The sequence below is a fragment of the Novosphingobium indicum genome (assembly GCF_014645195.1).
Classification (GTDB): domain Bacteria; phylum Pseudomonadota; class Alphaproteobacteria; order Sphingomonadales; family Sphingomonadaceae; genus Novosphingobium; species Novosphingobium indicum.
This window is the reverse complement of record NZ_BMLK01000012.1, coordinates 136,644-161,087: the sequence shown is the minus strand read 5'-3', so window position 1 is coordinate 161,087 and position 24,444 is coordinate 136,644. Positions and strand designations below refer to the sequence as shown.

21 protein-coding genes are annotated in these 24,444 nt (G+C 64.1%); 9 read left to right on the top strand and 12 right to left on the bottom strand.

Annotation, left to right across the window (positions count from 1 at the left end; translation table 11 throughout):
* The first annotated feature begins 869 nt into the window (after nt 1–869).
* Both IEX64_RS13975 and IEX64_RS13970 read left to right on the top strand, forming a co-directional pair.
* A complete protein-coding gene (locus tag IEX64_RS13975) occupies nt 870–2,561 on the top strand; it encodes a flotillin family protein (RefSeq protein WP_188820388.1) in 1,692 nt (563 codons plus the stop codon).
* Nucleotides 2,562–2,889: 328 nt separating this feature from the next.
* Nucleotides 2,890–3,261 carry an EthD domain-containing protein gene (locus tag IEX64_RS13970; protein ID WP_188820334.1) on the top strand — a complete coding sequence of 124 codons (372 nt, stop codon included), beginning with the start codon at nt 2,890–2,892 and terminating at the stop codon, nt 3,259–3,261.
* A gap of 50 nt (nt 3,262–3,311) precedes the next feature.
* Here IEX64_RS13970 and IEX64_RS13965 read toward each other — a convergent pair whose 3' ends face one another.
* The 3 genes from IEX64_RS13965 to IEX64_RS13955 all read right to left on the bottom strand — a co-directional run bounded on the left by IEX64_RS13965 (nt 3,312) and on the right by IEX64_RS13955 (nt 5,711).
* Nucleotides 3,312–3,881 (bottom strand): nuclear transport factor 2 family protein, encoded by a 570-nt coding sequence (locus IEX64_RS13965; RefSeq protein WP_229710354.1) that lies wholly within the window; start codon nt 3,879–3,881, stop codon nt 3,312–3,314.
* Between the two features lie 2 nt (nt 3,882–3,883).
* The gene (locus tag IEX64_RS13960; RefSeq protein WP_188820330.1) at nt 3,884–4,705 is read right to left on the bottom strand and encodes an SDR family NAD(P)-dependent oxidoreductase; all 822 of its coding nucleotides are present in this window, start codon (nt 4,703–4,705) and stop codon (nt 3,884–3,886) included.
* Nucleotides 4,706–4,811: 106 nt separating this feature from the next.
* On the bottom strand, nt 4,812–5,711 hold the full coding sequence (locus IEX64_RS13955) for an SMP-30/gluconolactonase/LRE family protein (RefSeq protein ID WP_188820328.1): 900 nt from the start codon (nt 5,709–5,711) through the stop codon (nt 4,812–4,814).
* A gap of 234 nt (nt 5,712–5,945) precedes the next feature.
* Here IEX64_RS13955 and IEX64_RS13950 point away from each other — a divergent pair, with 234 nt between their 5' ends.
* Genes IEX64_RS13950 through IEX64_RS13935 form a run of 4 tightly spaced genes read left to right on the top strand, consistent with a single transcriptional unit; the run spans nt 5,946 to nt 10,739 of the window.
* Nucleotides 5,946–6,662 carry an SRPBCC family protein gene (locus IEX64_RS13950; RefSeq protein ID WP_188820326.1) on the top strand — a complete coding sequence of 239 codons (717 nt, stop codon included), beginning with the start codon at nt 5,946–5,948 and terminating at the stop codon, nt 6,660–6,662.
* A complete protein-coding gene (locus IEX64_RS13945; RefSeq protein WP_188820324.1) occupies nt 6,659–7,528 on the top strand; it encodes an FAD binding domain-containing protein in 870 nt (289 codons plus the stop codon). The genes IEX64_RS13950 and IEX64_RS13945 overlap by 4 nt, the downstream gene beginning before the upstream one ends.
* A complete protein-coding gene (locus IEX64_RS13940; protein ID WP_188820322.1) occupies nt 7,525–7,998 on the top strand; it encodes a (2Fe-2S)-binding protein in 474 nt (157 codons plus the stop codon). The genes IEX64_RS13945 and IEX64_RS13940 overlap by 4 nt, the downstream gene beginning before the upstream one ends.
* Complete coding sequence (locus IEX64_RS13935; RefSeq protein ID WP_188820320.1) at nt 7,995–10,739, top strand: xanthine dehydrogenase family protein molybdopterin-binding subunit; 2,745 nt, start codon at nt 7,995–7,997, stop codon at nt 10,737–10,739. Before IEX64_RS13940 ends, IEX64_RS13935 begins: the two co-directional genes overlap by 4 nt.
* 113 nt (nt 10,740–10,852) lie before the next feature.
* Here IEX64_RS13935 and IEX64_RS13930 read toward each other — a convergent pair whose 3' ends face one another.
* Together IEX64_RS13930 and IEX64_RS13925 are read right to left on the bottom strand one after the other, a co-directional pair.
* Nucleotides 10,853–11,722, bottom strand: a complete 870-nt coding sequence (locus IEX64_RS13930) for an SDR family NAD(P)-dependent oxidoreductase (protein WP_188820317.1) — start codon at nt 11,720–11,722, stop codon at nt 10,853–10,855.
* A gap of 160 nt (nt 11,723–11,882) precedes the next feature.
* Nucleotides 11,883–12,353 (bottom strand): Lrp/AsnC family transcriptional regulator, encoded by a 471-nt coding sequence (locus tag IEX64_RS13925; RefSeq protein ID WP_188820315.1) that lies wholly within the window; start codon nt 12,351–12,353, stop codon nt 11,883–11,885.
* Nucleotides 12,354–12,452: 99 nt separating this feature from the next.
* Here IEX64_RS13925 and putA point away from each other — a divergent pair, with 99 nt between their 5' ends.
* On the top strand, nt 12,453–16,049 hold the full coding sequence (putA, locus tag IEX64_RS13920; RefSeq protein ID WP_188820313.1) for a trifunctional transcriptional regulator/proline dehydrogenase/L-glutamate gamma-semialdehyde dehydrogenase: 3,597 nt from the start codon (nt 12,453–12,455) through the stop codon (nt 16,047–16,049).
* 48 nt (nt 16,050–16,097) lie between these two features.
* Here putA and IEX64_RS13915 read toward each other — a convergent pair whose 3' ends face one another.
* From IEX64_RS13915 to cobA, 5 genes are read right to left on the bottom strand one after another with little or no spacing between them, the layout of a single operon-like run.
* A complete protein-coding gene (locus IEX64_RS13915; RefSeq protein ID WP_188820312.1) occupies nt 16,098–16,904 on the bottom strand; it encodes a phosphoadenylyl-sulfate reductase in 807 nt (268 codons plus the stop codon).
* A gap of 16 nt (nt 16,905–16,920) precedes the next feature.
* The gene (locus IEX64_RS13910; protein ID WP_188820310.1) at nt 16,921–17,358 is read right to left on the bottom strand and encodes a DUF934 domain-containing protein; all 438 of its coding nucleotides are present in this window, start codon (nt 17,356–17,358) and stop codon (nt 16,921–16,923) included.
* The gene (locus tag IEX64_RS13905; protein WP_188820308.1) at nt 17,351–18,985 is read right to left on the bottom strand and encodes a nitrite/sulfite reductase; all 1,635 of its coding nucleotides are present in this window, start codon (nt 18,983–18,985) and stop codon (nt 17,351–17,353) included. Before IEX64_RS13905 ends, IEX64_RS13910 begins: the two co-directional genes overlap by 8 nt.
* A complete protein-coding gene (locus tag IEX64_RS13900; RefSeq protein WP_188820306.1) occupies nt 18,985–19,281 on the bottom strand; it encodes a DUF2849 domain-containing protein in 297 nt (98 codons plus the stop codon). The genes IEX64_RS13905 and IEX64_RS13900 overlap by 1 nt, the downstream gene beginning before the upstream one ends.
* Nucleotides 19,278–20,093, bottom strand: coding sequence for a uroporphyrinogen-III C-methyltransferase (gene cobA / locus IEX64_RS13895; RefSeq protein WP_373290154.1), 816 nt, complete (start codon nt 20,091–20,093; stop codon nt 19,278–19,280). Before cobA ends, IEX64_RS13900 begins: the two co-directional genes overlap by 4 nt.
* Nucleotides 20,094–20,249: 156 nt before the next feature.
* Here cobA and IEX64_RS13890 point away from each other — a divergent pair, with 156 nt between their 5' ends.
* Both IEX64_RS13890 and IEX64_RS13885 read left to right on the top strand, forming a co-directional pair.
* Nucleotides 20,250–20,930, top strand: coding sequence for a helix-turn-helix domain-containing protein (locus tag IEX64_RS13890; protein WP_188820304.1), 681 nt, complete (start codon nt 20,250–20,252; stop codon nt 20,928–20,930).
* A gap of 310 nt (nt 20,931–21,240) precedes the next feature.
* The gene (locus tag IEX64_RS13885; RefSeq protein WP_229710347.1) at nt 21,241–22,125 is read left to right on the top strand and encodes a sensor domain-containing diguanylate cyclase; all 885 of its coding nucleotides are present in this window, start codon (nt 21,241–21,243) and stop codon (nt 22,123–22,125) included.
* 7 nt (nt 22,126–22,132) lie between these two features.
* Here IEX64_RS13885 and IEX64_RS13880 read toward each other — a convergent pair whose 3' ends face one another.
* Together IEX64_RS13880 and metC are read right to left on the bottom strand one after the other, a co-directional pair.
* The gene (locus tag IEX64_RS13880) at nt 22,133–23,212 is read right to left on the bottom strand and encodes a mechanosensitive ion channel family protein (RefSeq protein ID WP_188820299.1); all 1,080 of its coding nucleotides are present in this window, start codon (nt 23,210–23,212) and stop codon (nt 22,133–22,135) included.
* A complete protein-coding gene (gene metC / locus IEX64_RS13875) occupies nt 23,209–24,423 on the bottom strand; it encodes a cystathionine beta-lyase (RefSeq protein ID WP_188820297.1) in 1,215 nt (404 codons plus the stop codon). Before metC ends, IEX64_RS13880 begins: the two co-directional genes overlap by 4 nt.
* Nucleotides 24,424–24,444 lie beyond the last annotated feature (21 nt).

The window sequence follows — 24,444 nt, the reverse complement described above, 5'->3', positions numbered from 1 at the left end:
CGTCCGGCAGCATCGGCATCTCCGTCGTCAGGCTCCCAAGCCTTGTCCAACCCGGTTTTTGCGGGTCTCCAGCTTGCCTTACGGCATGCTGTGAAACTTCCTATTGTTCAGGTTATCCGTTCCCGATAGAGTGCCTTTCGATGTCAATCAAATGCGGACAGTGCAAATTGACACTACTGACATATACTCTTTAGTGCCAAGGATTGACTCATATAGAGCCGAAATTGCCAATCAAGTGAGGCGAGCTCTTGAGGCCGATCATGTTGTAGATACTCCAATTTCTACGTCCTTTCCGAGCATGACTGTAACGTTGTAGTGTGCGATCAGACGGCGCGGCTTCTGGAGCGGCGGGATCATTCTTTATGCTGCCGTGCACGACATCTTCAGCATGGGAGTGGATTTGCGATTAAATCTCTGCAATCTCTACCTGCAATCGACTCGCAAAGATCCGGTTTTCCTAGGCGGCGATCCGGCCTTCCGCTATACAACTACAAGACAAGATGAAATCGAGAGCGGGGCGCGATGCCGTCCGCAGCATCTTGGTTCGGAGAAGCGGAAGATGAGCGCCAGTATCGGACGAAGTTCGTGCGGGCTGCGATCTTGATTTACGGTGCGTCGACATCACTAGTCATGGTGTGACGTCAATCTGTCAGCACGAACTGTCTGTTCAAGTCGGCGATGCCGGGTTTTTCTTGAAACCTTTTCGCCGCCGCGCGTCTGCCTGACGCGCCGCGAAATGCCGGTCGATGTCATTTGAGCTCAACTGCGTGCGCGCATTTGAGTTGGGATGAAATCGAGAGCGGGGCATGGTGCCGTCCGCAGCATTCCCTTGAAGGAGAAGAAAAATGGATGGTCTTACGGGAGGCCTGATGGGCATCGGCGTGATCGCCGGTGGCATCGTGATCCTGCTCATCGTGTTCGGCGTGATGCTGGCGCGGCTCTATCGCCGTGCGAGCAAGGAAATCGCGTTCGTGCGAACGGGCATCGGCGGCGAAAAGGTCGTGATGAACGGCGGCGCTCTGGTGCTGCCGATCTTCCACGAGACGATGCCGGTCAACATGAACACGGTGCGTCTCGCCGTGGAGCGCAAGAACGGGGATGCCCTGATCACGCTCGACCGCTTGCGGATCGACGTGAAGGCGGAATTCTACGTTCGCGTGCGTCCCGATGCCGGGGCCATTGCCATGGCCGCGCAGACCCTCGGCGCGCGCACGATGCATCCCGAGGCGTTGAAGGATCTCGTCGAGGGCAAGTTCGTCGACGCGCTGCGTTCCGTCGCGGCGGGCATGTCGATGAACCAGCTTCACGAACAACGCGCGGATTTCGTGCAGAAAGTGCAGCAGGTGTCCGCAGCGGACCTTGCGATGAACGGTCTTGAGCTGGAGTCGGTCTCGCTGACCGGCCTCGACCAGACTTCCATCGAGCACTTCAATGCGAACAACGCGTTCGACGCCGAAGGTCTGACCAAGCTGACCGAGCAGATCGAGCTGCGCAAGAAGACGCGCAACGACATCGAGCAGGACACCCGGGTGCAGATCGAGACCAAGAATCTGGAGGCGGCACGCCAGAGCTTCTCGATCCAGCGCGATAACGAGTTCGCGCGGCTGGAGCAGGAGCGCGAGGTTGAGATGCGCCGCGCCGAGCAGGCGTCCGAAGTCGCGCGCGAACAGGCGCTGCGCAGTCAGGAAGCCGAAGGCGCGCGCATCGAGGCCAAGCGCAAGATCGACAGCCAGCAGATCGAGGCGGATCGCGCGGTGCAGGAAGCGACGATTGCCCAGCAACAGGCGCTGGAAATTGCCCGTCAGGAACAGCAGATCGCGATCCAGAACAAGAGCCGCGAGGAAAGCCAGGCCAAGTCTCAGGCCGACGAAGCCCGCGCCAAGGCGGTTGCCGCCGAGGAGCAGGTTACGACCAGCCGCGAAACCGAGGTGGCCGAGCGCTTGAAGAGGATCGAACTGATCGAAGCGGCCAAGGAGGCCGAACGTCAGGCGATCTCGGTCAAGGTGGAAGCCGAGGCCGAAAAGGAAGCCGCATCCAACCGCGCCGAAGCCGCAAGGCTCGAAGCGGAAGGTGAGGCCGAAGCCGAGAAGCTGCGTGCGGAAGCCGCGCGCGTTCGCTTCGAGGTCGAGGCAGCCGGTCAGCGGGCTATCAACGAAGCCGCGAATATCCTGTCTTCGGATCAGGTCTCGCTGCAGATGAAGATGGCGCTGCTCAAGGTCCTGCCGGAAGTCGTGCGCGAAAGCGTGCGTCCGATGGAAGCGATCGATTCGATCAAGATCGTGCAGGTCGATGGCCTCACCCAGAAGGGGGGCGGTGCATCGGGTGCCGGGGCGCCGGTCGGTGGCTCGGGCAACCTCGCCAACGACGCGGTCAGCGCCGCGCTGGCCTATCGCGCCCAGGCGCCGATGATCGACGGGTTGATGAAGGAACTCGGCCTCGACGGCAGCACCCTCGCCAGCATGGTGCAGGGCGCAATCGAGCCGGCGGTTCCGGAAGCGCCCGCAGCGGCCGACAACGACGAGCCGGGGGATGATGTCTATCGTCCCAAGACGGTGAACTGAGGCAAAGCGAAGCCCGGGGGACACGCTCTCCCGGGCTTTGAATTTGCTTTTCGGAAATCCGCGAACGCCACGTTGGAAAGCCAGTTTCGGAGCCGCAGGTATGTGGGCGATAATTCTTTTGGGAGCCTCCCTGGTCCCGTTTCTTCTGGTCGCGGCATTGATACGCGGAGGATGGCGCGCGCACCGCGAACGCAAGGCGCACAAGCGGGTTGCCAAGGAATTCGAGTGATGGTCCGGCAGGGGCGTCTCGTCTGATCGCCGTGGCGGCAGGCGCAGGCCACGCGCTTGTGTTAGACCTCGCCAAAAGAAGGCAACGTTGGAGAGGCTAATGGCGGACCAGACCTACAAGATCCTGCTGTTCATGAAGCGGCGACCGGACATCTCGGTCGAGGCGTTCCGCGACTATTACGAGAGCAAGCATGCGCCACTTGCGGAGAAGTATTCCAGCGGCGTTTCGCGCTACATCCGGCGTTACATCGATCCCCAGCCGCATCCCGAAACCGGCGAATTCACCGATGCGCCGGACGTAATCACCGAGCTGTGGTTCGACAATGAAGAGACCTATCGCGGGACGCTGGCCTATATCACCACCAGCCTGATGCCCGACGAGATCATCGAGGACGAGAAGAACCTTTTCGACCGCACGGCTTTCCGTATTGCGACGGTGGTGGAGCGGGAATCGGATTTCTCGAACGCCTGAAAGAAAAGGGCCTTACCCATCCGAACGGGGATGGCAGGTAAAGTTGCCTGCTACCAGCGCACCCCTTCGTCCTTGGGCTTCCACGTGATCGGCCGTTCGTAGGAAGGATCTTCCTTGCTCCACAGCGGCTTCAGGAAGCCCTTGATCGCATCGGAGTGCAGCCAGTCGGGATCGGCGTCGGCGGTCATCTCGATCGTGCAGCGGCGCGTCTTGATGCGCCACTCGGGATCGCCCTTGGCGTTGGGGCGCTTTTCCAGCTGATCGATGTAGCGCCCGAAGGCGATCGAGGTCTTCTCGCCGTCGAGCCAGCGCAGTCCGCCGATCACGTAGCTTTCGCAATAGGCGACATCGCCATCGAGTTCGCACAAGTGGTTGGTGATGTTGTGGCTGGTCATGTGGAACGCCGCCTTGTGTCCGGCGTTGGCGCGCGCCGGATAGTCCGGGGCGAAGCTGACGACGGGGCCGTGTTCGTCGACGCCGTCCTCCCACCAGCACAAGGCGATCTGTTCCACGTCCTGCCGATCGCGTGCACGGCACTCGCGCACGATGCAGTCGAGGATGTCCTGCCGGTCCTTGAGGTAGCCGACCGTCTTCGCGAGATCGTTCAGGTCGGCTTCCATGCTCACTTGCCGGCCTCCCGCATGCCGAGATGGCCGACGATGCCGCCGTCGACGCGGATGTCGCAGCCGCTGATGTAGGAGGCGTTGGGGGAGCAGAGGAACTCCGCGACCGCGGCGATCTCGTCGCCATGGCCCATGCGCTTTTGCGGCACCATGCCGATCATCGCGCGCATCTGCTCGCTCGATTCCGCTTCGGCCTTGCCCATCGAGGTGTCGATGAAACCCGGCGCGATCGAGGCGATGCGCACGCCGCGTTCGCCGAAGACGGTCGCCTCACGCTCGACGAGGCCGATCACCGCGCGCTTGGAGACCGCGTAGGCCATGCCGGGATTGGACATGAACTGCGCGATGCCGCTCTTGTCGCCGCTCAGCACGAACTCGCGGATGGCGCCGAGCATGGTCGGGTCGCCCAGCATGTAGGCGGAGACCGAGGAGATCAGCACGGCGCAGGCGCCTTCCGAGAAGTGCGGCAGCAGTCCGGCGATGAGGTTCAGGGTCGCGTCGTAGTTGACCGCGAAGATACGCTCGCCGTCCGCCATTGTCGGCGAGAGGCCGGCGGTGTGGACCAGCCCGGCAATGGGGCCGCCATCGAGCTTGGCCACGATCTGGTCGGAGAAGTCGGGCGCGGCAATGTCGCCGGCCAGCGTGCGGATATCGGTGCCGGTGCCGCGCAGCACGGCGGCAAGCGCTTCGACGGGTTCCGCATGAAGGTCGCACAGGAGCAGGGGGCGGCCCTTGGCGGCAAAGCGGATGGCTGCAGGATTGCCCATGCCGCCAGCAGCACCGGTGATGACGATTGTGCCGGGGACTGCACTCGCACTCATGACCTCTTCCCTTCTTTCTCGGCTATCGGATGAGCTGCCTAGGTAGCTCCGGGTTTGCCTGCAGGCCAGCGCCGGTGCGGCGAGATCGCCACGGCGGGACCTCCCTTCAGGACAGTACGAATCCGGTGGGCGGAACCTTCACGCCCGCGACCGGTGAGCGCCCGCGCCATAGCGATGAGGTGCCCGAAAGCGGTCGCCCGTTCTTGAGGCAATCGCCCGCATCTTCGGGGACCAGAACGATGTACATGTCGCGCCCGTCGCGGCCGCCGAAGCGGACTTGCGTGGTGGCGCCGGGCGGGGTCGGGATCGGTTTCAGCTCCTCTCCCTGCGGTGTCACGCGGCGGATGATGCCCGGGGAGTAGACGCCCGGAATCCAGATGGTGTCCTCGCAATCGAGCGCGAGGCCGTCGCAGTCGTCGCGGTCGAGCAGCACGCGTTTGTTCTCCAGCATGAGATCGGGCGTGACGTCCCAGATCAGGCCCTTGCCGAAGGTTTCGGAGCAGTAGAACTCGCGGCGCGCCGGGTTGTAGCCGATGCCGTTGGTGAAGCGCATGTTCCCGGCAAGCTGGATGACCTCGCGATCGCGCGTCAGCCGGTAGAGCGCGACGGGGCGGGTTTCGCGTGCGGCGATGATGTATTCCATGTCGATCGTGCCGAAGAACATTCCGCCTTTACCGTCGGGCCACATCTCATTCACGCCATTGACGGGCTTGCCGTCGATTTCCTCGATCAGCCAGCCGGAGGCGCCGGTGTCGGGATTGTTCCAGCGCACGCCGCCCTGTCCGCTGGAGAGGACCGCGCCGTCTGCGTTCATCATGATGCCGCCGGTCCACATGCGTTCGGGATCGAGGACGGCGACCGGGCTGCCATCGGGCTTCACGCCATGGATGCCGCCGCCCACGACGTCGCTGTACCAGATCACGTCGCGTTCGTGATCGACCGAGAGGCCCTCCAGATAGATCCCGGATGCCAGTTCGGTGAACTGCATGGCGGACAGGTCGGTCATAGTCTCTCCCCTGGCCCGATTTTCGGTGCCGCCATGATCGTGTTGGCTGCGAGGGCTTCGGTCAAGGGAGAGGTGGCATGACCAGCGCAGCAGCGATACCTGCATGTTCCAACAAAATATGATCTATAGTCGCTCATAGGGGTTGCATCGCGCGCCATCTCGTCGTTGTATCGCGCCCATAGCGCAGCCGGTCAGCGATGCCGGTTCAACGTCAAGGATTGGGGAGAGACCAGAATGCAGATGACCGGCGAGCAGCAGATTGCCGCGCCGCGCCAGAAGGTGTGGGAGGCCCTGAACGACCCCGCCGTTCTCGCTCAATGCATTCCCGGTTGCCAGAGCCTGGAAAGGGAAGGCGGCGATCGCTTCGTGGCGGTCGCCGAAGTGAAGATCGGCCCGATCGGTGCGCGCTTCAAAGGCAATGTGCAGCTTTCGGATATCGATGCGCCCAACGGCTATACGATCACCGGATCGGGCAATGGCGGCATTGCCGGCTCGGCCAAGGGCGGCGCGAAAGTGCGCCTTTCCGATGCCCCGGGTGGCGGTACGCTGGTGTCCTACGAGGTCGAGGCGGAAGTCGGCGGGCGTATGGCTCAGCTTGGCGGACCGATCATCGATGCGACCGCCAAGAACCTGGCCGGCAAGTTCTTCACCAAGTTTGGCGAAGTTGTAAGCGGGCAGGGCGCTACGGCAGCTGCAGAGGCTGCGCCGCAGGCATCCGGAGCGGCGCAGGCGCCGGTCACGGCGGCGCCCGCGGCTGCTCCCGCGCCGGCACCGGCAGGATCGCAACCCGCGCCGCTGTGGGGCTGGGTCGCCGCCCTCGTCATGGCCTTGCTGGCAGGTTATGCGCTGGGGGCCTGGCACTTGCCTTCGCAAACGCTTCTTATGGTGGTTCTGATAGTGGTGACCGCGGCTGCCGCCTACGAGGCCGGGCGCCGGGGAGGCCGGCGATGAAACCTGCACCGTTCGACTACGCGCGGCCGACGAATGTGGCCGAAGCCTGTCAGATTCTAGCCGAGGCAGGCGGCGGCGCAACCGTGATCGCGGGCGGGCAGACGCTGATGCCGCTGCTCAACCTGCGCATGAGCCAGCCCTTCATCCTCGTCGACATCAACGGCATCGCCGATCTCAAGGGCGTCAGCCGTATCGATGGCGGAACCCGTGTCGGGCCTGCCACGCGTCAGGCCGAAGCGCTCCGCGATTCGACGCTGGCGCAGCACCTGCCCGCGCTGGTCACGGCACTCGGGCACGTCGGCCACTACCAGACCCGCAATCGCGGCACTGTGGGCGGTTCTGTCTCGCTGGGTGAGCCTGCGGCGGAAATGCCAGCGGCTGCCGTCGCGCTGGGCGCGTCGATCGAGATTACCTCGGCGCAGGGCACGCGCATGGTCAAGGCCGAAGACTTCTACATCGGCCCCTACATGACCGTGCTGGAGCCCGAGGATCTGGTGACCGGCATCGTCTATCCGGACTGGCCGGACGGGCATGTCGTGCTGTTCCGCGAAGTTGCGCAGCGGACCGGCGACTTCGCGCTCGTCGGCATGGTCGGGGCTCTGGTGCTGGAAGGCGGCAAGGTCGCCCGCGCGGGCATCGCCTGGTTCGGCATGGGGCCGACGCCGATCAAGGCGCGTCAGGCCGAAGCGGCGCTGATCGGAAAGGCGCTGGCGGAGATCGATCCCGATGCCGTCGCCGCGCTTGCCGTCGCCGATACCGCCCCCTTCGATGACCATCACGCCAGCGCCGAATATCGCCGCACGGTCGGCAAGCGCATCTTCGCCCGTACCCTGCGCGAGGCACTGGATCTCAGGAGCGCCGCATGAGCGAGCACAAGATCGATCTGACCGTCAACGGCCACCGTCACAGCGCCACGGTGGAAGCGCGCACGAGCCTGGGCGAATTCCTGCGCGAAGGGCTGGGTTATACCGGCACGCATCTCGCCTGCGAGCACGGCGTCTGCGGCGCCTGCACGGTGCGGGTGGACGGCGTGGCCATGCGCTCGTGCCTGATGCTCGCGGTACAGGCGAACGGCAGCGAGATCACCACGGTGGAAGGCCTCGCCAAACCGGACGGCACGCTTCACCGCGTCCAGCAGGCGCTCAAGGACAATTTCGGGCTGCAGTGCGGTTTCTGTACGCCGGGCGTCGCGATCACGCTGGCGACCGTGCTGGAAGACAATCCTTCGGCCACCACCGAGGAGATGGAAACGGCCATGTCCGGCCACATCTGCCGCTGCACCGGCTACCAGGGCATCCGCCGCGCCATACGCCAGCTCGCGGGAGAAGCGGCATGAACTATCACGCAAGCAGTGTGGGCGCGACGCGCTATGTCGGCGAACGTACGCCCCGCAAGGAAGACGGCCGCCTGCTGACCGGGCGCGGCCAGTTTACCGACGATATCCAGCTGCCCGGCATGCTGCACATCGCCTTCGTGCGCAGCCCGGTTGCGCGCGGCAGGATCGTCTCCATCGACATGGGCGTGGCGCGCGAGATGCCCGGCGTTCAGGCGATCTACACGCAGGCCGATCTCGCCGCGATCCCGGTGCAGATGCTGAGCTTCTTTTTCACGCCGATCGAGAGCCCGGTCACGCTGCTGGCCGACGGGCGCGTGGCTTGCGTGGGCGACCCGGTCTGCATGGTCATTGCCGAGAGCCGCGCGCAGGCAGAAGACGCCGCGGCGCTCATCGAACTCGAGATCGACGAGGAAACGCCGCTCGTCACCATTGCCGATGCCAAGACGGGCGCGCTCGTCCATCCCGACAAGGACGACAATATTGCGGCTGAAATGGGCGACGAGGACATGCTGGAAGAAGCGATCCAGCCGCTCCTCGACAAGGCGCCGCACGTCGTAACCCATACGATCCGCCACCAGCGCATCGCCCAGTCGCCCATGGAATGCCGCGCCTGCGTGGCCTCGCCCGAGGGTTCGGGCGAAATGACGGTGTGGATGGGCTGCCAGAGCCCGCATCTCGCCGCGCGCTATGTGGCGCACGCGCTGGGCATGCCGCAGGAATCGATCCGCGTCATCGCCAAGGATGTCGGCGGCGGCTTCGGCCTCAAGAACATCCCCTGGCGCGAGGAAGTGGCGGTGGTCGTTGCCGCACGGCTGTTCGGCCGTCCGCTCAAGTGGATCGAGGACCGCTTCGAGGCGCTCACCGCGTCCAGCCACGCGCGCGAGCAGGAAGTGACGCTGACCATCGGCCTCGACGATGAGGGCAAGCTGCTTGCCGGCTGGTCGGACTACGCTTGCAATAACGGCGCCTGGCCCATGGGCGAGGATGCCAACATCGCTGTGCACATGTTCATGTGGCCGGCCTACAAGCTGCCCGCCTACGGCTTCGTGACGCGCGGCTGGTACACCAACACGATGGGGCTCGGCGGCTATCGCGGCCCCTGGGCAATGGAATCGCTGATCCGCGAAACCACGCTCGACAAGGCCGCGCGCAAGATGGGCGTCGACCCGGTCGAACTGCGCCGCAAGAACCTGATCTACCTGCCCGATCAGCCGGTTACGTCGAACATGGGCATCGAGGTAACCGACATCACACCGGGCGAATGCCTCGAAAAGCTCGTCGCCAACGTCGATATAGCCGCGTTCCGGCGGGAGCAGGCGGAGGCCCGCAAGGAGGGGCGCTATCTCGGCATGGGTATCGCGACCTACATCGAGCCGACCGGCTCGGCAGGCGCCATGCAGCCGATGACGGGTGAGACGGTGCAATTGCGCATCGAGCCGACCGGCAAGATCGTCGCCATGCTCTCCACCCACTCGCAAGGACACGGCACGGCGACCACGATGGCTCAGGTCATCGCCGACCGGCTGGGCGTTGCCTACGAGGACATTTCCATCTTCGAAGGCGACAGCGCCATTGGTGCCTTCAGCCCGGGTGCGGCGGGCAGCCGTCAGGGCGTGATCGCCGGTGGTGCGACCTGGAAAGCGACCGAGATGCTGGCGGAGAAGGTCAAGGCCGTCGCCGCGCACTTGTCCAACGCCAGTGTGGACGCCGTCACCATCGACGGTGGTATGGTCCATGTCGAAGGGGCGCCCGAAATGTCGCGCTCGCTCAAGGAACTGGCCGAGATCGCTTATGGCGAACCCGCCCGCCTGCCCGAGGGCATGGCGAGCGGGCTGGAGGCCCAGTTCCGCTATCAGCCGCCACCGATGACGATGACCAGCGCCGCGCACTGCTGCGTGGTCGAAGTCGATGCCGAGACCGGCTTCGTGAAGATCCTGCGCTGGGTCAGCGCCGAGGACTGCGGCACCGTGATCAACCCCGGCGTCGTCGAGGGCCAGATCGCGGGTGGTCTCGCACAGGCCATCGGGCAGGTGCTGCTGGAAGACATGCCCTACGACGCGCGCGGCAATCCGCTGGCGGCGACGTTCAAGGACTACCTGATGCCGACGATTTCGGACGTACCGGACTTCGAATACCTGCACGCCAACACCCCGTCGCAGACCATCGGTGGCATGCGCGGTGTGGGCGAGGGCGGCGCCATCATCGGCCCGCCGACGCTGGTCAATGCCATTGCCGATGCCCTCGCGCCCTTCGGTGAGCTTGGCGGTGAAGCGGGCGAAGTGACCCTGCCGCTGACGCCCTCGCGCATTCTCGATGTGATCGAGCAGCGTAATGTCTCCGGCCATCAGGCGCCTGCGGAAAAGGCGGTGGCCGCGCCAGTTGCGGAAGAAGTGCCTGCCGAAACTGTCGCGGTGTCACCCGAGACTGAACCGGCGCCAGCCACCGCCAGCATCGATGGCGACTGGGATATGACGCTCAAGGCCCCGATGGGAGGGCAGACATTCCTCGCCCACTTCGACACCGAGGGCACGTCGCTTTCCGGCTACCTCTCCGCGCCTGAAGGCCGCCAGGAATTCTCGGGCGGCACTTTCGAGGATGGCCGGATGAAGTTCGAAGTGAAAGTCGACAAGCCGATGAAGGTCACGCTCAAGTACGACCTTCAGGCCACGGCGGATTCGATCACCGGCAAATGCAAGATGGGCATGTTCGGCACGGCGAAAGTGAACGCGGTCCGGGCTTAGCTGGAGGCTATTGAACTAGCGTCATCCCAGCGCAGGCTGGGATCGCTTTGCGTGCAGCGCTATACTCACCGCGATCCCAGCCTGCGCTGGGATGACGATGGTGTAAACGAACCTCACTTCACCTTGTAAGGTGCGTACTGCGGCGGTTCGGCCCCGGTGCCGAGCCGCGCGGAGGGCGGGTATTTTCCGCCGATATCGGTGATCTCGTAGTGCTGGCCCAGTTCCGCACCGATCACCGTCTTGCCGTTGTAGCTCATCAATTCCGGATCGTTCCACAGCGCCCAGGCGAGGTGGCCGGTGTAGCCTGCCGATTCCAGGAAGCCGTCGAGGTGCGCGAAGCGTTCCGGTTCGGCTTCCATCATCTGCGTCAGCCGCTCGGTGGTGAGGGCACCCATCCATACCGAGACCGCGGCTACGTTCGCGCCCGCATCGGCAAAGTCGACGCCCATGTCGAAGGCCATCTTGTCGACGCCGGCCTTGTGCGCACCATAGGCCGGGCCGAAGCAGTAGTGCATCGAACCGGGGGAGGAGGTGAACAGGATCAGGCCCTTGTCCTGCTTCACCATGTGCGGCGCCGCATACCATGAGGTGACGAAGCCGCTGCGCACGCCCACGTCGATCATGTTGCCGATCGCGAGGGGCTTTTCCCAGAACTGGCCGGGATCGTTGAGCCGGTCGTGCACGGCGCAGGCGTTATTGATCAGGATATCGAGGCGGCCCTGTTCGGCCATGACCTGATCGATGAGCACGGCGATCTGCGCATCGTCGCTGCTGTCGCAGGCGACGGCAATGCCCTTGCCGCCCGCCTCGGTCACTTCGCGCGCGGTGGCGTGGATCGTGCCCGGCATCGAGGCATCGCCCTCCTTCTGCGATCGCCCGGTGACGTAGACGGTGCAGCCGTGCGAACCCAGCGCTACGGCTATGCCCCGGCCGGCGCCGCGGCTGGCCCCGGTGACGATGGCGACGGGTGCGGCGTCAGGCATTGGCTTCTCTCCCGGTGATTGTTTGCGTGCATGCTATCGCCACTGGGCAAGTGTACAAGATGCAGCCGTACGGCAGCGTGCCAGCGATCCGCACTAGGCACGAATCTGGAAGTTCATTCCCCGTCATCCCCGCGATTGGGAGGGGCTGCTCTTAGCCGCGCTATCGGCTGGTGTCCTTCACCGTTTCCATCGCCACGAAAGTGGAGGTACTGGAAACATGCGGGAGGCTGGAAATCTTCTCGCCCAGCACCACGCGGTAGCGGCGGATGTCGGCCGTGCGCACCTTGAGCAGGTAGTCGAAGCTGCTGGCGAGCATGTGGCATTCCTCGATTTCGGGAATGCGCTGCACGGCCCGGTTGAACTCGCTGAGCGCCTGTTCGCGCGTGTCGGACAGCTTGACCTCGGTAAAGGCGACATGATCGAGGCCGAGGCTGGCCGGATCGACAATCGCGCGAAAGCCCTGGATCACACCGCTGTCGACCAGCTTGCGCATGCGAACCTGGCACGGCGTTTTCGACATCCCGACCTCTTTCGCGAGATCGGTAACGGTGATTCTACCATCGCGGCTCAGAACGGCGAGGATTTTACGATCGAGAGAATCCAGATCGGCTTTCGTATGGTCTTCGGTCATCCATATTACCTTCAATATCCCACAACATAGGTCAAATGGACTCTATAAGTTCCATCGAAAAGGCACATTGCCAGACGTACCCATTGTATGATCTGCCGCATGAACGCAACGCCCCCCTTTGCCGCCTTCGCACCGACCGTCCGTGACCTGTCGCCGCTTCGGCGAGCCATCGCCGAGGCCCGGCGTCGTGACGAGGCCGCATGCCTGGCGCCGCTACTCGAATCGGCACGCGTGCCGGCCGAAACGCGCAGGGCCATCCGCCATACCGCCGAGAAACTCGTCACCGCACTGCGGGCCGAACGCAAGAGCGGCGGAGTCGAGGGGCTGGTTCAGGAATATGCGCTCTCCAGCGAGGAGGGCGTTGCGCTGATGTGTCTGGCTGAAGCGCTGCTGCGCATTCCCGATGCGGCTACGCGCGACGCGCTGATCCGCGACAAGATCGCTCACGGCAATTGGAGTGGTCATCTGAGCGGTGACAAATCGCTCTTCGTCAACGCTGCTACCTGGGGTCTGGTCGTGACGGGCAAGCTGGTGGGCAGCGTGGATGACAAGGGGCTGTCCAATGCGCTGACCCGGCTGATCGCGCGGGCAGGCGAACCGGTCATCCGCCGCGGTGTCGATCTGGCGATGCGGATGTTGGGCGAGCAGTTCGTCGTCGGCGAGACCATCGCTGAAGCTCTAAGGCGTGCGCGCGAATGGGAGGCCAAGGGCTTCCGCTACAGCTACGACATGCTGGGCGAAGCGGCGATGACTGCCGCCGATGCCGAGCGCTATTACGACGACTACGTCCGCGCCATCGAGGCCATCGGCGATGCCGGCGCGGGCAAAGGCGTCTATCTGGGACCGGGCATCTCGATCAAGCTGTCCGCGCTTCATCCGCGCTATGCGCGCGCGCAGGCGGACCGGGTGATGGGCGAGCTGCTGCCTCGCGTGAAGGCATTGGCGGCCATGGCCCGCGAGCACGGCATCGGTTTAAACATCGATGCCGAAGAAGCCGACCGTCTCGAACTCTCGCTCGACCTGCTGGAAAGCCTCGCGCTCGATCCCGATCTGAAGGACTGGAACGGGCTCGGCTTCGTGGTGCAGGCCTATGGCAAGCGCTGCCCCATGGTGATCGACTGGATCATCGATCTGGCCCGCCGTTCGCAGCGCCGCATCATGGTGCGGCTGGTGAAAGGCGCCTACTGGGATGCCGAGATCAAGCGTGCGCAAGTCGAAGGGCTGAGCGACTTTCCGGTCTATACCCGCAAGGTCCACACCGACGTCGCCTATATCGCCTGCGCCAGGAAGCTGCTCGCCGCGCCGGAAGAGGTCTTTCCGCAGTTCGCCACGCACAATGCCCAGACGGTGGCGACGATCTATCACCTCGCCGGGCCGGACTTCTCCGTGGGCCAGTATGAGTTCCAGTGCCTGCACGGCATGGGCGAGGCGCTCTATTCGCAGGTCGTCGGCGCGAACAAGCTGGACCGGCCCTGCCGCATCTACGCCCCGGTGGGTACGCATGAGACGCTGCTGGCTTATCTCGTCCGCCGGCTGCTGGAGAACGGCGCCAATTCCTCATTCGTGAACCGCATTGGCGATCCGGCCGTGCCGGTATCGGAGCTTGTCGCCGATCCGGTAGAGGTCGTTCGCGCCATGCCAAAGCCGGGCGCGCACCATGAGTTGATTGCTTTGCCCGGCGATATCTTCCCCGGACGCCGCAACTCTGCCGGGATCGATCTCACCGACGAACTGGCGTTGCAGTCGCTTGCTCATACCTTGCGCCAATCGGCATCGCAGAACTGGACGGCAGGGGTGGAAAGCGCGGATGCCCGGCCGCGACCGGTTCTGAACCCGGCCGATCATCGCGATCAGGTTGGGACCGTCTTCGATGTGCCGACCGTCCATGCGGCACAGGCCGTGGCCCGGGCCGCCGCAAGCGGTTGGGGCAATGCCCCCGTGGCGGAGCGTGCCGCCATGCTGGACCGCGCCGCCGACATCTATCAGGAGCGGCTTGAACTCTTCATGGGCCTTGCCATGCGCGAAGCGGGCAAGTCTGCCGCCAATGCAGTGGCGGAAGTGCGCGAGGCCATCGATTTCCTGCGCTTCTATGCCAAGCAGGCGCGCGAAACCTTCGGTGCTGATCAGGCCCCGTTGGGGCCAGTGGTCTGCATCAGCCCCTGGAACTTCCCGCTCGCCATCTTCACCGGGCAAGTCGTTGCGGCGCTGGTCGCGGGCAACCCGGTGCTCGCCAAACCTGCCGAGGAAACCCCGCTGATCGCCGCCGAGGCGGTGCGTATCCTGCACGAAGCGGGCGTACCGGAAGACGCGCTGCAACTGGTGACGGGCGATGGCAGCGTCGGCGCGGCTCTGGTCGACGCGCCGGAAGTGGCTGCGGTCATGTTCACCGGTTCGACCGAGGTAGCGCGCCTGATCCAGCGTCAGTTGGCCGGGCGCCTCTCATCCGATGGCAAGCCGATTCCGCTGATCGCCGAGACGGGCGGGCAAAATGCGATGATCATCGATTCTTCCGCTCTGGCCGAGCAGGTTGTGGGCGACGTGATCGCTTCAGCCTTCGACAGCGCGGGTCAGCGCTGCTCCGCGCTGCGCGTTCTGTGCCTGCAGGAGGACGTGGCCGACCGGACGCTGGACATGCTCAAGGGCGCGCTGGCTGAACTGCGCATCGGCAATCCCGACGTTCTCGCAACGGACATCGGTCCGGTCATCACCGCCGAAGCACAGGCGAACATAGAGTGGCATGTCGAATCCATGCGCGCGAAAGGGCACCGCGTGACCCGGTTCGACGTGCCCGAAGACGTCGCGGTTCGAGGCACGTTTGTGGCCCCGACGATCATCGAGATCGGCTCCATCAGCGATCTCGGGCGGGAAGTTTTCGGACCGGTGCTGCATGTCGTGCGGTTCCGCCGCAAGGATATGAACGCGCTGATCGATCAGATCAACGCGACCGGCTACGGGCTGACCTTTGGCCTTCACACCCGGCTCGATGAGACTGTGGCGCAAGTCACGTCGCGCGTGCGTGTCGGCAACGTCTATGTGAACCGCAACGTCATCGGTGCCATCGTCGGTTCGCAGCCATTCGGCGGGCGCGGGCTCTCGGGCACTGGCCCCAAGGCGGGCGGACCTCTCTATCTCGGTCGTCTGGTGAAGCAGGTAGCAGAGGTGCTGGAACCTTCAGGCGTAGCGAATCCTCTCGTCGAGGCCTTTGCCGCTTGGCTGGAGGAGCGCGGCCATAGTGTGGCGGCTTCCCGCGCGCGTGCACTGGGTGCGGCTTCTGCGCTCGGTACGGTACGCGAACTGCCCGGGCCGGTTGGCGAGCGCAACCTCTACGCGCTCCATCCGCGAGGCCGCATCTTGCTGCGCCCTGCCACCGAACAGGGGCTGTTCGGCCAGATGGCGGCCGTACTGGCCAGCGGCAATCGGGCGACGGTGCAGGGTATGGCCCTTCCCGAAGGCCTGCCGGAAACTGTGGCTGCATGCTTCGCGCCCGATGGCGGCGAAGCCTTCGCCGCCTGTCTGGTCGAAGGAGAAGGCGATGCGGTTGCAGCGGTCTGCGAGGCTGTTGCGGGCATGGAAGGCCCGATCGTGCCGGTGCATACGGGGCCGGGGCCGAACTGCGCCTGGCTGCTTGAGGAAGTCTCGACCTCGATCAACACCACCGCTGCCGGCGGCAATGCCAGCCTGATGATGATCGGCTGACGAGCCTGGGCTCGCCAGCGTTCCGGGCGGAACGCTGGCGAAGCAAGATCAGAATACCGGATCGAAGCCTGGCGGCAGGTCGCTCGACGGGCCGCTGCTTTCGTCACCGGGCTTGTGGATGCCGCACTCGGTCTTGTCCCAGCCGCGCCAGCGGCCCGAGCGCGGGTCCTCGCCGGGAGCGACCTTGCTGGTGCAGGGCATGCAGCCGATCGAGGGATAGCCTTCGGCCACCAGCGGGTGCGGGGGCAGGTCGTACTCTTCGATATAGGCGGCGATGCGTTCGGGTGACCAGTCGATCAGCGGATTGATCTTGAGCCGGCCCTGTTCGTCCGTCGTGTCGATCTCGAAACGCGGCAGGCTCGACCGGGTCGAGGACTGGAACGCCTTGCGCCCGGTGATCGTGGCATCGAAGCCGAGCAGGGCCTTGGCCAGCGGCTTCACCTTGCGGATATCGCAGCAGCCGTCCGGATCGAAAGACCAGCGCAGGCCGTTCTCGTCCTTCTTGGCCAGATCCTCAGGAGCGGGCATCAGGTTGCGCAGGTCCGTCAGGCCCAGCCGTTCGACGAGCTGGTCGCGATAGGCGAGCGTTTCCGGGAAGTGCTTGCCCGTTTCAAGAAAGAGCACCGGCACCGAGGGGTCGACCTGGCTGACGAGGTGCAACAGCACCGCGCTTTCCGCACCGAAGCTCGACACGATCGCGACATCGCCGGCCATGCGTTCCTTGAGCATCGTTTCGAGCATTTCTGTCGTGTCGGTGCCCCGGAACAGGCGGTTGAGGCGCACTGCATCAGTCTCGCTGAAGCGAGGGCCGGTGTCGATACGGTCGCGAATACGGGAAGCTTCGGTGTTGGGCATCGGTGTGTCCCTCCGGTCAGACTCCTGCAGGGTGGCGCTTTGCCCAGATGGGCTGGCGGCCGTCGGCGGTGGCTTGGTAGACGTTGTCCCAGCGATCGAACGCGTTCTGCGCGTCGGTGGGGTTGAGCGGGTGCTCCGGCGCAAAGGCGTCGAAACCGCAGCGCTTGAGGTGGCCGAGCATGTCGATCACGATGTCGCCCACGGCGCGGATTTCGCCGGTGTAGCCGGCCTCGCGCAGCACGCGGGCGGAAGAATAGCCGCGCCCGTCGGTCCAGGCGGGGAAGTTCACTTCCACCAGCGCGAGTTGATCGAGGTACGGCAGCAAGGCCCGGGCATCATCGCCCGGCTCGATACGCACGGCCGTCGCGTTGGACTGATCGGTAAAGGCATCCACGGTGACAGCGGGATCGTTGACCGCCTCGTCGTCACGGAACCGGAACTGGACTTCAACCATAGATAGCCTCCTTGAACGGATCCATGCCGATGCGGCGGTAGGTGTCGAGGAAGCGTTCCCCTTCCTGCCTGTTGGCGAGATAGACGCCGGTAGCCTTCTCGACGGCATCGACAATGCCGTCCTCGTCGAAACCGGGGCCGGTGATCTTGCCCAGCGAAGTGTCGGCGCCTTCGCTACCACCGAGCAGCAGCTGGTAGTTCTCCACGCCCTTCTTATCGACGCCCAGAATGCCGATGTGGCCGGCATGGTGGTGGCCGCAGGCGTTGATGCAGCCGGAGATCTTCAGCTTGAGCTCGCCGATCTCGGCCTGCTTTTCGGCAGAGCCGAAGCGCTCGGAGATCTTCTGCGCGACCGGGATCGAACGGGCATTGGCAAGGCTGCAATAGTCGAGGCCGGGGCAGGCGATGATGTCGCCTACGGAATCGAGGTTCGCGGTGCCGAGGCCCGCCTCGTCCAGCTTCTGCCACAGGGTGTAGAGGTCAGCCTTCTTCACGTGCGGGAAGACGATGTTCTGCGCATGGGTGACACGCAGCTCATCGAAGCTGTAGTCCTTGGCGAGCTGCGCCATCAGGCGGATCTGGTCCGCGCTGGCGTCACCCGGAATGCCGCCGATCGGTTTCAGACTGACGGTGGCAATGGTGTAGCCGGCCTGCTTGTGGGCATGGCAGTTGCGCTCCACCCAGAGGCGGAAATCGGGATCGGACAGATCAAGATCGTCGGACGCGTCGGTCTCGAAAGCCGGATCGTCGAAATAAGGCTTGATGCGTTCCAGCTCGGCCAGCGGCGGTTCGATGCCCTGACTGAGCAGATGCGCGAACTCTTCCTCGACCTGGCGAGCATATTCGTCCTTGCCCAGCTCGTGGACGAGGATCTTGATACGCGCCTTGTACTTGTTGTCGCGGCGGCCGTAGCGGTTGTAGACGCGCAGGCAGGCTTCCGAGTACGTGATCAGCTGATCGAGCGGGACGAATTCCTTGATCATCGGGCCGATCATCGGGGTACGGCCCATGCCGCCGCCGACGTAGAACTGGCAGCCGATCTCGCCTGCGTCGTTCTTGACCATCTTGATGCCGATATCGTGCAGACGCATGGCCGCGCGGTCAGTCTCGCTGGCGATCACCGCGATCTTGAACTTGCGCGGCAGGGTCAGGAATTCCGGGTGGAAGCTCGACCACTGGCGCAGCAGCTCGGCGTAAGGGCGCGGGTCGACGAGTTCGTCGGCCGCGGCGCCGGCGTACTGGTCCGAGCTGATGTTGCGGATGCAGTTGCCGCTGGTCTGGATGGCATGCATTTCCACCTTCGCCAGATCGGCGAGGATGTCGGGCGTGTCTTCCAGCTTGATCCAGTTGTACTGGATGTTCTGGCGCGTGGTGAAATGGCCGTAGCCGCGATCGTACTTGTCCGCGATATCGCCCAGCACCTTCATCTGTGCCGAGTTCAGCGTGCCATAAGGCACCGCGACGCGCAGCATGTAAGCGTGGAGCTGCAGATAGAGGCCGTTCTGCAGGCGCAGCGGGCGGAACTGGTCCTCGGTCAGTTCACCGGAAAGGCGGCGGCGGACCTGGTCGCGGAATTCCGCAACGCGCGTGTCGACCATCTGCTGGTCGTATTCGTCATACTTGTACATCAGATCACCCAGTTCACGGCTTCGGGGTCGGACGGCTTCAGCGTCAGGTCGGGGCGCACGGTGGGGCCCAGAGCGCGGATGCGGTCCTTGATATGCGCGGGGCGCACGCCTTCGGCTGTCTTCACGCCATCGATCACGTAGGCGGCGAAGACGTTTTGCGCGCCTTCCTCGCGGGCGATGATCTTGGCGCCGTCTTCGCCGACATCGGCGGCGTCGTTCACATCGAGCGACCAGCCGACGCCGGTCCACCATGTGACCGCGCCGCTCTTGAGGTCGTTGCCCGTCAGGATTTTCATTGTGTCGTCTCCAGCGCCCCGGCTTTCGATGCGAGTGCGCAAAGTGTGTGATCGGGTTCGGCGGTGACCTCGCCGATGACTATCAGCGCCGGGCTCTTCACCCGCTCGGCTTCGACCAGGTCTGCCAGGCCGGCGAGCGGGGAGCGCAGCACGCGCATGTCGGAGCGGGTCGCCTTTTCGATGACGGCAACCGGCATGTCGGGGGTAAGGCCATCGGCGATCAGCTTTTCGCTGATCAGCGGCGCGGTGGCCACGCCCATGAAGATCACCAGCGTGCGGCCCTTGCCGGCAAGGCCGGACCAGTCCTGATCGGTAAGGCCTTTGCACTGGCCGGCCACGAACGAGACAATCGAGGCGTGGTCGCGGTGAGTCAGCGGGATCTGTGCCGCCGCTGCCGCGCCCAGCGCCGAGGTGATCCCGGGCACGACTTCGACGGGAACGCCGGCCGCGTGACAGGCTTCGGCCTCTTCGCCGCCGCGTCCGAAGATGAAGGGGTCGCCGCCTTTCAGACGAACCACATCGTTGCCTTCCAGAGCTTCGCGGACGAGCAGATCGCAGATCGCCTCCTGCTTCATCGTGTGGCGCGAGCGGCTCTTGGCGACAGAGATCATGCGGGCGCCCGGCCGTGCCATCGCGAGAATGGAAGGATCGACGAGGCCGTCGTGAACGATCAGTCCGGCGCTCATTAGCAGCCGCGCCGCGCGCAGCGTCAACAGGTCGGGATCGCCGGGGCCGGCACCGACAAGATGCACCGTGCCGACGGCGGCCTGGCGACCGGGAAGGGTGGGATTCGATACCATCTTGGGGGACATGGCTGCGATCGCGGTGTTGTGCCAGCCATAATGGCTTTGCCGGGCATTAGGGCAGCTTTAGCAGGGTATATCCGGTTAGGAGCAGACTTAACCCTTCTGCTAACCGAATCTTAACCTGAGAGGTTGACGATTCAAGCCTCCGCGGGAGACTTGCTCATGCCGATTCCGGCACATTTCGATGAAACCTACTCGGGCGAGGGGCAGCCTCGTGCGAACCGGCGCCGATTGCTGCTGGAAACGCAGGGGGCGCTTGAATCCGGGGCAGCAGCGCGGGTTCTGGTGCATAACGTGTCCGAGACCGGGCTGCTGGTTGAAACCGGCAGCTCCCTCGAAATCGGCGACGTGATCGAAGTTGCGCTTCCCGAAGCAGGCACGATGCGCGCACGCGTCGCCTGGGCCAGCGACCGGCTTTACGGTTGCGCTTTCGAAGTGCCGTTGTCCCCTGCCACGCTGAGTGCTGCACAATTGCGCAGTGCCGTTCAGAATGAGGCTGGCGTCGGCCCTGCGCCGAAGCCGGCTGTGCCTGCGGCTATCGGGGGCGAAAGCCTGGGCGAGAGGATTCACCGGCTCCGCAAGCTGCGGGGCCTGACGCAGGGCGAGCTCGCGGCCAGGCTGGGGGTGAGCAAGCCCACAGTATGGGCTTGGGAGCAGGGGCGTGCACGGCCGATCGAGGATCGTCTGGAGCCCATCGCGGAGGCCCTTGGTGTAGCCGTGGGCGAGCTGAAGCCGAGCCGCACTGTGCCGGGTTTGCCCGAACTCATTTCGCGCTGTCGGGACCAGATTGCAGCGGCGGTGGAAACGACGCCGGACAAGATCAGGATCATGATTGAGCTTTAGTGCGGCCACCCCAGAGGGTGCGCGGAATACGCCGTTGTTGTTGAAGAGTTGAAGTTTTGGACTTTCCGAATCCTGAGGTCGATGGTAAATATATGGATAACAAGGAAATAATATAAAGTTTGTTATATAACAGGGCAACAGACTCTATTGTTTTCCGTGTTGTAATCAGGGTCCATGCAATAGATGCCGCGATAAAGAACAAATCTGTGAAGACATCCTTCGTAATTTTTTCCAATCGTGATTTTCAATGCGTTGACTCATGTCGATTTCTGGAACTCGGGGCGCTACCGAAATGGGCATGAATTTTACAGTGCAGGAAAGTTCCGCGATCTGCGGGCTCCTGGCGGAAAGCACTTCCGACATCATCATCAAGTCCGATCTGGCGGGAACCATCGTGTCCGCCTCGCCTGGCCTTGAAAGGATGGGGTTTCGTCAGCCGGACATACGCGTGGGGATGCGTTTGTTTGACATAGTCGCTCCGGAGGCGCGCGAGGATGTCGCGCATGCTTATGACGGTGCGCTGGCCGGTGCCGATTCGGGGGGCTGGATAGAGTTTCCCGCGATCACTAACGATGATCGCCAACGCTGGTTCGAAATCCAGATGCGCGCCCTGAAGCACGACGATGGCCAGCCTTACGGCGCCATCAGCATCATGCGCAGTATCGACGAACGCCGGAACCTGGAGCAGCAGCTCTTTGCCGCGACCTATACCGATCCGCTCACCAAGCTGACCAACCGTGCGGCTTTCGTCTCCATGCTCGAACACATGGTCGACAAGGACATGGACGGCTGTCTGGCCCTGTTCAGCATCGACTTCTTCCGCACTATCAACATGCAGTACGGGCAGAGCACCGGCGATGAAGTGCTGGTCGTTTTCGCGGACCTCCTGCGCGAGATGCTGCGGTCGGACGATCTCATTTCGCGGATCGGGTCCGAACGCTTTGCAGTGCTGCTGCCGCGCACCAAGCCGGACGAGGCCGAGGCGATCTGCAGCCGGGTGATCAATACCCTGGCGGACCTACGCCAGAGCGTCGGCGAAAGCCGCTTCGCGATTACCGCCAGCGCCAGCGTCGCACGGATCGGTGTCAGTCTGGATTCGACTATCGAGCGCGCGGAAATGGCGCTGTTCGTGGCCAAGACCAAGGGCCGCAACCGACTGGAGATGGAAAAGGCGCTGCAGAAGGTGCGGCACTAGGCCGAATTCAGGCAGAGCCCTTGTCGTCCGGCTTGCCGCGCATCGCTTCCAGCAGTTCGCGGAACGCCTCGTTGTCGCGCAGGTTGATGTCGCGTTGCGGGAAGGGGATCTCGATGCCCTCCTCGTGGAACATGTGCCAAAGCGACTTCAGGACCTGCGAACGCACGTTGCCGATGCCTTCTTCCGGATCGGTGATCCAGCAGTGGATGATGAAGTTGACTGAACTGTCGCCATAGGCGTCGAGCCATGCCGTGGGCGGCGGCGCGTCCAGGACGCGTTTTACCGACCGCGCAGCCTTGAGCATGAGTTCCTCGGCCTTCACGATATCGGAATTGTACGAGATACCCACGGGAACCTGCACGCGCACGTTCTTGCTGGAATAGGACCAGTTCTCCACCTGATTGATCATCAGGTTCTCGTTCGGGATCAGGTATTCCTTCTGATCGCGCGTGGTCAGCGAGACGGCGCGGATGCCGATGCGGCGGATCTGGCCGAAGGTGGAATTGCCGCCCTGATCGGTAATGGCGATGACGTCGCCCGGTTTGATCGAACGGTCCATCAGCAGGATGATACCGGCGAAGAGGTTGCCGAAGGTCTTTTGCAGACCGAAGCCGATAGCGAGACCGAAAGCACCCGAGAAGACCGTCAGCGCCGTCAGGTCGATGCCCAGCATGTCTATGCCGACAAGGATGGCAATGCCCCAGATCAGCAGGCTGAGCATCTTGTCGATCAGCAGTCGCTGCGTCATGTCGAGCCGGGTCGCGCGCGTGAGCAGCCGGTGGGCGACCTTGCTGATACCCCAGGCAGCCGTGAACACGAGGGCCAGCACCAGCATCACGACCACCATGTCCCAGGCGGATACGCGCATGCTGCCAATCTGGACCGCGAGGCCATCCAGCGTGTCGATCAGCTGGCCGATCGTTCCGCTCTTGGCTGCGACCGCGTTTTTCAGGCCCTCCGCGCCTGCGACCGGCTCATCGAGAATGGGCGTTGCCGTCGGCAGGGGAACGACCACGCCGGGATCGGCGCTGCCGCTGGCGTCGCCAGTCGGTACTGCATCGGCAGCAGCTGCGAGAAGGGACATCATGCGACGTGCCAGGCCGCCATGGCCTGCTCTATGTCGGCGATCAGGTCTGCGGGGTCTTCAAGCCCTATGGAGAGGCGAACGCCGAAGCGATCCTCTGTCTCGCCCGGTTTTGGCGGCCAGGTCATGCAGGACCGATAGGCAGAGGGCTCTATAGGCAAGGCGAGGCTTTCGAAGCCGCCCCACGAGAAGCCGATGCCGAACAGTTCTAGCGCGTCGACGAACCGGTTGCGGTCTGCCGGGGTGCCGCCCTTGAAGACGAAGCTGAACAGGCCGCAGCCGCCGGAGAAGTCGCGCTTCCACAGCTCGTGGCCGGGCGCGCCGGGCAGCATGGGGCAAAGGACCTGCGCCACTTCCTCGCGCTGCGACAACCATTCGGCAATGCTGAGGGCGCTGTCGGTTTCCTGTTTCAGGCGCAGATTGAGCGTCCGGAGACCGCGCAGGGCAAGAGCAGCGTCGTCGGGCGAGACCACGGTGCCGAGTTGCTGCGCACGCTGGCGCATCCGCGCGTAGAGTTCAGGGCCGGCGCTGGCGCTGCCCATCATCACGTCGGAATGACCGCCGACGTGCTTGGTGAGCGCCATCAGCGTAATGTCGATGCCTTTTTCGAGCGCCGGGAAGCCGAGCGGACCGGCCCAGGTATTGTCGAGAACCGAGATTGCGCCCTTTTCGCGGGCGATGCTGGCCATGGCCGGCACGTCGCACATTTCCATGGAAAGACTGCCCGGCGCTTCCAGCAGTACCGCGGCGGTGCGGTCGCAGAAGGCCTCTTCGTAGGCGGCAAGGTCGAGCGGATCGAAGAAGCGAGGCTCTATGCCGAAGTCGCTGAGCAGGCCTTTGCCCATGGCGCGGCTGGGGTCATAGGCGTTGTCGCTGATCAGCAGGACGTCGCCGGGCTTGAGCACGGTGAGCAGAACGCCGGAGATCGCCGCGACGCCCGAGGGATAGAGTACTGTGCCGGCGGCGCCGGGTTCCAGTTGCGTCAGGGCATCGCTGAGCGCCCATTGCGTCGGGGCGCCGCGACGGCCGTAGAAGAAGCGCCCGTCCTCATTGCGGCGAGGACCTTCGGCAAGGGCGGCGGTGCTTTCGTAGAGATGCGTGCTGGCGCGCCATACCGGCGGATTGACGACTGGCCCTGTCCATTTCTTGCGACGGCCCGCGCCGACGATGCGGGTTCCCGTGCGTACATTTGCCAACTTGCTGGTATCGCTCAAAGTGCTCTCCGCTTTCCTGCG

Bases quoted from the DNA above. Each gene is read 5' to 3' on its own strand.
- IEX64_RS13970 (WP_188820334.1), top strand. From the start codon at position 2,890: ATGGCGGACCAGACCTACAAGATCCTGCTGTTCATGAAGCGGCGACCG.
- IEX64_RS13905 (WP_188820308.1), bottom strand. From the start codon at position 18,985: ATGTACAAGTATGACGAATACGACCAGCAGATGGTCGACACGCGCGTT.
- IEX64_RS13955 (WP_188820328.1), bottom strand. From the start codon at position 5,711: ATGACCGACCTGTCCGCCATGCAGTTCACCGAACTGGCATCCGGGATC.
- IEX64_RS13910 (WP_188820310.1), bottom strand. From the start codon at position 17,358: ATGGTTGAAGTCCAGTTCCGGTTCCGTGACGACGAGGCGGTCAACGAT.
- IEX64_RS13975 (WP_188820388.1), top strand. From the start codon at position 870: ATGGGCATCGGCGTGATCGCCGGTGGCATCGTGATCCTGCTCATCGTG.
- IEX64_RS13965 (WP_229710354.1), bottom strand. From the start codon at position 3,881: ATGGAAGCCGACCTGAACGATCTCGCGAAGACGGTCGGCTACCTCAAG.
- IEX64_RS13940 (WP_188820322.1), top strand. From the start codon at position 7,525: ATGAGCGAGCACAAGATCGATCTGACCGTCAACGGCCACCGTCACAGC.
- IEX64_RS13880 (WP_188820299.1), bottom strand. From the start codon at position 23,212: ATGATGTCCCTTCTCGCAGCTGCTGCCGATGCAGTACCGACTGGCGAC.
- IEX64_RS13925 (WP_188820315.1), bottom strand. From the start codon at position 12,353: ATGACCGAAGACCATACGAAAGCCGATCTGGATTCTCTCGATCGTAAA.
- IEX64_RS13945 (WP_188820324.1), top strand. From the start codon at position 6,659: ATGAAACCTGCACCGTTCGACTACGCGCGGCCGACGAATGTGGCCGAA.
- IEX64_RS13960 (WP_188820330.1), bottom strand. From the start codon at position 4,705: ATGAGTGCGAGTGCAGTCCCCGGCACAATCGTCATCACCGGTGCTGCT.
- putA (WP_188820313.1), top strand. From the start codon at position 12,453: ATGAACGCAACGCCCCCCTTTGCCGCCTTCGCACCGACCGTCCGTGAC.
- IEX64_RS13950 (WP_188820326.1), top strand. From the start codon at position 5,946: ATGCAGATGACCGGCGAGCAGCAGATTGCCGCGCCGCGCCAGAAGGTG.
- cobA (WP_373290154.1), bottom strand. From the start codon at position 20,093: ATGTCCCCCAAGATGGTATCGAATCCCACCCTTCCCGGTCGCCAGGCC.
- IEX64_RS13930 (WP_188820317.1), bottom strand. From the start codon at position 11,722: ATGCCTGACGCCGCACCCGTCGCCATCGTCACCGGGGCCAGCCGCGGC.
- IEX64_RS13900 (WP_188820306.1), bottom strand. From the start codon at position 19,281: ATGAAAATCCTGACGGGCAACGACCTCAAGAGCGGCGCGGTCACATGG.
- IEX64_RS13935 (WP_188820320.1), top strand. From the start codon at position 7,995: ATGAACTATCACGCAAGCAGTGTGGGCGCGACGCGCTATGTCGGCGAA.
- IEX64_RS13915 (WP_188820312.1), bottom strand. From the start codon at position 16,904: ATGCCCAACACCGAAGCTTCCCGTATTCGCGACCGTATCGACACCGGC.
- IEX64_RS13890 (WP_188820304.1), top strand. From the start codon at position 20,250: ATGCCGATTCCGGCACATTTCGATGAAACCTACTCGGGCGAGGGGCAG.